Annotated in this window: 5 protein-coding genes; 1 reads left to right on the forward strand and 4 read right to left on the reverse strand. The window is 53.9% G+C overall.

Going from position 1 to position 6000, the window contains the following annotated elements; genetic code table 11:
* Positions 1 to 488: 488 nt before the first annotated feature.
* Complete coding sequence (locus ACR0KW_RS20350; protein WP_480806627.1) at positions 489 to 1493, forward strand: hypothetical protein; 1005 nt, start codon at positions 489 to 491, stop codon at positions 1491 to 1493.
* Between the two features lie 24 nt (positions 1494 to 1517).
* Here ACR0KW_RS20350 and ACR0KW_RS20355 read toward each other — a convergent pair whose 3' ends face one another.
* The 4 genes from ACR0KW_RS20355 to ACR0KW_RS20370 form a co-directional block, all read right to left on the reverse strand.
* Positions 1518 to 2060, reverse strand: coding sequence for an SH3 domain-containing protein (locus tag ACR0KW_RS20355; protein ID WP_480806628.1), 543 nt, complete (start codon positions 2058 to 2060; stop codon positions 1518 to 1520).
* Positions 2060 to 3316, reverse strand: a complete 1257-nt coding sequence (locus ACR0KW_RS20360; protein ID WP_480806629.1) for a tetratricopeptide repeat protein — start codon at positions 3314 to 3316, stop codon at positions 2060 to 2062. The genes ACR0KW_RS20355 and ACR0KW_RS20360 overlap by 1 nt, the downstream gene beginning before the upstream one ends.
* Before the next feature lie 3 nt (positions 3317 to 3319).
* Positions 3320 to 5140 (reverse strand): tetratricopeptide repeat protein, encoded by a 1821-nt coding sequence (locus ACR0KW_RS20365; RefSeq protein WP_480806630.1) that lies wholly within the window; start codon positions 5138 to 5140, stop codon positions 3320 to 3322.
* 315 nt (positions 5141 to 5455) lie between these two features.
* Positions 5456 to 5794 (reverse strand): hypothetical protein, encoded by a 339-nt coding sequence (locus ACR0KW_RS20370; RefSeq protein WP_480806631.1) that lies wholly within the window; start codon positions 5792 to 5794, stop codon positions 5456 to 5458.
* Positions 5795 to 6000: the final 206 nt, after the last annotated feature.

Below are 6000 nucleotides of genomic sequence, written 5' to 3' on the forward strand. Positions count from 1 at the left end.
GCAATCCCAAACTGTCTGAGAAAGTTACACCATTGAAAACAAGTTTGTTCTTTACTGCAGGCCTGCTGTTCTTGTCAGCAGCCAGTCTCAGTGCCGAGGTTATCGAAAGGCCTGATCTTTCAAAACATGTAGGTGATCTTCGGCCGATATTTCCAGGTTCGCCGGAACTGGAATGGACCTCGTCCTGCGACGATGACGTGTGCCCGCCGATTGTTGAATTGTCCGGTGACGTTCGCCCCGGTGATGCTGACCAACTGAGTAAAAAGTTGCAACTAGGATTGAAGGTGGCATTGAATTTTGAAGGCGGAGATTGGGATGAAGCGATGAAAATCGCGGCTGACCTGAACTCTTTGAACTCGGGCGAAGGTAGTTGGCTGTTTGACAATCTGGTTGTCCTGGACGGGGCGCGGTGCGCTGGTGCCTGTGCAGCCCTGTTTATCGCAGCTGGTGGTAGCCAGATCGAAACTGGCGGAATTCTGGACCTGACCATGCCAGCCGGAAACCGCAAGCAGCGAGCACAATTTCATGAATGGCTTGCCCGGCAACTTGAGGTTCAGCCGCCTAATTCGCCACGGGGTCGCCTGTTGGCGCGTGCACTGCGGGCCTCAACCCTTGGTGGCAACAGAGGTGAACTGACCGGGGACATCGACGGCTGGCATGCGGGCCTTGTTCCGATGTCCAACGGGCCAGAGACCGAATTGGCGAAGCCCAGTGACCTGAGAATGGAGCAGGTGGCTCTTCTCTGCAATTCAGCGATCTGGAACGGGCCACGTTCGGAAATCAGCAATGCATTCCGTGCGGGCGGTATTGACGCGATAGATCCGACGACCGAATTCAATCCACATTTCTTCGACTTCGACAACATGCAATCCTCGCTTATTTACACTATCGGCGACAACGCAATGTCCTCAGCAGGCAGTGCCGGTTTAACTTTTCCCAGCCATATGGGCGGGGGGTTCAATAGTGTATATTACAACTGGGGTTGTTCCATCACGGCGCTTGGGACGGGTGGCTTCTGGATGGATGTCGAGCCGGACACGACAACATGTTCCGAATTGGGCCAGAATCCAAACGGCCCAGGCGGGCTGTGCCCCGCCGAGACGGCTGCTCAAAGCAAACTGACCTTGGGTTTTCTGGCCGCTTCAATCGGGTGTGGCCGGGACACTGAAAAAGAGTGGTTAGATTATGTCGAAACCAGGTTTTTTGATTCAGTAAAGGCCTGGTTCAGTGACACTATCCTTGACCTGCTCAGTGAGGTCGAAATCTATGACTCGTCTGCGGTTCATGTTGAGGCATCGGTTCAGTCGCCGCTGCGCAAGCTCAATAGCGATGGATCTGACGGTGAGTTGAGACTGACGGATCAGTGCAAGTATTCCGACGATATGTTGTGGGTAGAAGTCGAAAACGTGGCCGCCAATACCACCGGGTGGCTGACCTTCGAAAATCTACGTCTGAACTCGTTGTGGCCGTTGCTAGCGACAAGACCGGACTGATCAATCCTCGGAAGGTTCAGTCGGTCACCGATGATCCAGATTGACCGGAGGTTCCGGGAATGCCATCCAGCCGGTGGCGTTTCCGGCGTGTATCGCACACCAGGTTTCATCGCTTTCACCAGTGGCGCACAGATATACCCAAACTTCGGTCAAACCCTTGGGCAACGTGGCGATGACGGGCATGTCCCAGGATGCCCCCGCACGCAATTCGTGAACACTCAAAGAAGCGGCCTTTAGCTTCACCCGGTTTGGTCGAGCAGGTTCTGACACATCCCCAAATTCAGGTCCTGACACGTAAACGCATCGCATGAGTCCGGAAATACATCCCCATCTCACCTGGCACCAGCGTTTCAGGTTGCGTCGCCCTTCAAGATGTACTCCGGTGGCATTGGGCGGCAGATGGCTGATGACGTCCGAGTTATAGCGCGGTTTTGAATAGAGCCATTCCGCCCGATCCCCAGACGCGCCGCTAATTGTATATGCGCCATCCAAGGGCGCACAGGCATCGTTGGCCCACAACGGATTGCCCCAGAACACAGCCAAAATGGTCGTTATCAAAATTCTCATCAGTCTGAATTCGTCAATTCATCGATACGCTTTTGCGCCTCATTGTCGCCTTGTTCGGCCGCCTTCAGATACCACTCAAACGCCACGTGAGGGTACCCTTGGTCATCTAGGATCCGCGCGTACTTGCGCTGAGACTTCGCGTGACCCTGCTCTGCGGCAAGGTGCCAATAATGCTCTGCTTCGCCCAAATCCTTATCCGTTCCCCGTCCATCATAATACATCGATGCGAGGTTGTGCTGAACCCAATCGATGTTCCCCAGATCTACCGAAGTTTGATATGCGTGAAACGCCGCTTTGTCATCCTGCCGATAACCGTGCTCACCCTCTTCAAAGATGTAACCCATAAATCCTGCGGCTGCGGCATCGCCCATGCTGGCGGCTAGGGAAAAACGATCCATCGCAAGTTCCATGTTGCGCTCGACCCATTCTCCTTCGCGATAAATCTGCCCGAGTTTTCGATGCGCCTGCGGATAATGGAAATTTGCAGCCTGATTATATAGTCCCAAGGCCTTGTCTGTATCGACATCTACACCTTCTCCTTTTGCATAGAAGCTGGCCAGGTTGTACGTGGCCATTGGAAACCCTGCATTGTGGCCCTTTTGGTACCATTCAATGGCTTTCTCTAAGTCTTGATCCACACCATTGCCGTTATTGTACGAATACGCGATAATATTCATTGCCAGCGCACTGCCTCTTTCTGCGGCAAGCCGAGCCTGCTGTAACGCAAGATCGTAGCGTTTCATCTTTGAAAGGACGCGCGCAAACGCAGCCATGGCTTCGGGGTGTGTATCGTCCTGCTTCACGATTTTGGCACAGGTGTAAAACGCCTTTTTGACATCAATGTCAGAAAAATTGACGCCCCTGAAACTCACATGCTGCGTGGGCGCTGCCGCCTCGGCCATGCAAGATGCCTCAACCTCTGTAAAGCTGTTATAGTCGCGTCCGGTGTTTTCGAAGTCCGCAATCTCCTCGTCTGCTCGCAGTGGCTCCTTGTCTTGTGCAACGTCCGTCTCGGACTCAGAAATCCCTCCGCTTGCAGGCGCGGCCAGATTGGCCAGTTTCTCTTCCGCCAGGCCTTTATAGATGGGGCAATCCGGGAAGGTACTGACAAAGGCCTGCAAGACCGAAACAGAGCCGCTTTCCTTGACATCCGCCCACATCAGGCGCGCTTCGGTGCAGTTTGTGTTTTGTGCCTGCGCGGCCAGTGGCATTGCGGCTGCAGCCACGGCGAGTGTGATATATTTCAGTGATTTCATGCCTCAATCCGCCCCCAGAAATGTGTCGAGTTTTTCATAAAATGCAGCATCTTTTGCGTGTTCTGCCCGTATGCAGGCAAGGTCCAAACCTGCCTCACAGCCCTGTTCGTAAGATGCCGCCGCAGCTATCAGATTACCCTCGGCCTCAAGGATCATGCCCGCTGACATAAATGCGCTGGTTTCTCCTGCCCTAGCGGCCTTTTTCAACATGGATACAGCCGCCCTGGCGTCGCGTTCCACATAAATCCCGTCGATATACATGCGTGCGAGCCCCATATAAGCGTCTGAATCTGTTCCGGCGTAACCCGAGCCGAACCGAGGCTCAATCGCCCTGTTGAACCATTCGAGGGCCAGCGCGCCATTTGCGCCATCCGAACTGGTTCGGTTCAGATAGAAATGACCCATACTCGTCATCGCTTGACTTATATGGGGATGGTTATCATCGCTGGTTGCCAGCCTCAGAAAATGCAGTGCTTTTTCATCACTGGCAAAGTCGTTTTCGGGGTAGCTATAGTATTCTCCCAGCCAGATTTGCGCCTCAATATGTGGTGTCTCTTCAGCGGCACGTTCAATCAACTTCAGCCCTTCTGTTATGCTGCGCGGAACACCCAGACCGTCCCAATACAGATCCCCCAGCGCCACCATTCCGATACCAAGGCCTGCATCGGCGCTTTGCCGGTACCAATCCGCAGCGCTGGAATAGCTACCTTCATCCTGATCCAGCCTTCCCAGAACGTACATGGCCAAAGCAGCGCCCTGGGCCGCATGTTCCGCTGCGACCTCTCTCGCATATTCGGTCTGCCCGTCGGCGGCGAGGACGCGCGCAAAAATCGCACCGATCTCTGGAACTAAGACGTCGCCAGCCCGGAGCGCCCCGTAACACGTTTCAAGCGCCGTTGCCGCATTCAGTTCATCATCCGAAACATACCTGTATGGCCGGTCCGTAAACTGGGTCGGCGCCGCAGCCGCGTCCATGCAGTCATACTCGGCTTCTGTATACTTCAGTGATAGACCCGCTTCCTTGGCTTTGGCCCAATAATACAGGCCCCTGTCAACATCCGGCGCCAAATCGCCCAGACCATCCAGATAAAGCACGGCAAGATCCGGCATCACTTTGATCGATCCTTGATCGACCATTTCCTCCATCAGTTCCGCGGCCCAGATCGGGTGAAACTGGGCACTATTCGGATCGGTAATGAGTGTTGGCAACAAGGGATTGGCAGGCTCGCCCGCGTCATACGCCATAGCCAGATACCGCGCTGCCTCGTCGAAAAGCTGCTGGTCCATATCAACCATTGCCTCAAGAACCTTGAGTTCACCATATTGCGACATGGCCGGCGCAAACCCTTCATCGACCAATGCCTTCATCATCTCACGCGCCTTGCCTTGATCCCGTGTCACGCCCCATCCGCTATAAACAGCAATCGCGTGGCTCTGTCTCGCGGCCTTGTTCCCTGCCGCGGATGCCGCACGCAACAAGTCAAAGGCTGCCTCGTAGTCTCTTAATCGCGTTTTGGCGCGGGCAAGCCCGGTTGCCCCGTCTCTGGATGCGTTATCAAATTCCGGATCAGCAGCGACCTGGCAGGCGCGCAATGCCATTTCCGCATCGAAGGCATCGTAGGGCACAGCCGAGTACAAAGAGTGCTGACCATCTGTTGCAGACAATGACAGACACTGATCAAGTTCCGGTGACACGTCGCCAGCAGAGGCAACCGTATCGACGCGTGCCGCATCGGAGGCCGTTTCTTCTGTGGTACCCGCGCCCAACGCACTCAGCCTGCCCTGTGCAAGTGCGGCATAGACCGCGCAATTGGAATACTCCACTTGAAAAGCCTGCAGGACCGCAACTAATTTTGAGGATTTCACATCCGCCCAAACTTCGCGCGCTTCAGAACATGCTGCTATCGCAGGTTGCGAGAAACCAATGGTTATCCAAAGAACTGCAATGGGTAACGAGTGTAAATTCATTGGCCTGACACGCCGTAGAATGAAACGCGCTCAGCGGAAATGGAAAAACAATGGCAGTTTTGGGTCATTAGGTTCCATCACGTGGCGTGCGGTCGTTCATCTGTTCTTTTTGAAATTGAATAGAGAGAGGAACTGATCCTCGCATGTGCAATTTGATACATGTCGCAAAACTTAAAAGAGATAAGGCGCAAGTCGGGCCAGAGTGGCCACTTGTAGTCGCCCATCAAAGTTCTCAGGTTCAGTACCTCTCGGTCCTTGCCACGCGGCTGAAATCAACCAGTCCGCCCGATAAGACTTGACGGAGTCGATGATGGTTTCTTTGGCTGCATCACTTGCCTTGGGGCAATCGTCGAAGCCGGGCTGCCACAAACAGCAATCGCAGATTGTATCCCCGATCCTTCCGCCTTGTTGAAAATACGCAGGCGCATCTGAGTAGCCGGCAAACCCGCAAACTGGGCAAAGCAACATACCATTTTTGTCGGTGACATTGAAAACACGAGCGTCATCCATAGGTTGCAAATACACCAATCACATTATGACTGCAAAGGTTGTGTCGCAAACTTTTGACCGAGGTTGACGAAATCGCGTGCCCTGGTGCTTGTTGCTTTCAAATCAATCGCGAGCAGGTTTCAGAATGGTTTCTTTGAAAGGCTGCCACTTCCCCAAGGATGTGGTTTTGTACGCTGTATTTTTCTATTTGCGCCACACTGTTTCCT

This window comes from Ruegeria sp. CG11, from assembly GCF_056537245.1.

Coding starts and splice junctions, on each gene's coding strand:
- ACR0KW_RS20350 (WP_480806627.1), top strand. CDS start 489: ATGCCAGCCGGAAACCGCAAGCAGCGAGCACAATTTCATGAATGGCTT.
- ACR0KW_RS20355 (WP_480806628.1), bottom strand. CDS start 2,060: ATGAGAATTTTGATAACGACCATTTTGGCTGTGTTCTGGGGCAATCCG.
- ACR0KW_RS20360 (WP_480806629.1), bottom strand. CDS start 3,316: ATGAAATCACTGAAATATATCACACTCGCCGTGGCTGCAGCCGCAATG.
- ACR0KW_RS20370 (WP_480806631.1), bottom strand. CDS start 5,794: ATGGATGACGCTCGTGTTTTCAATGTCACCGACAAAAATGGTATGTTG.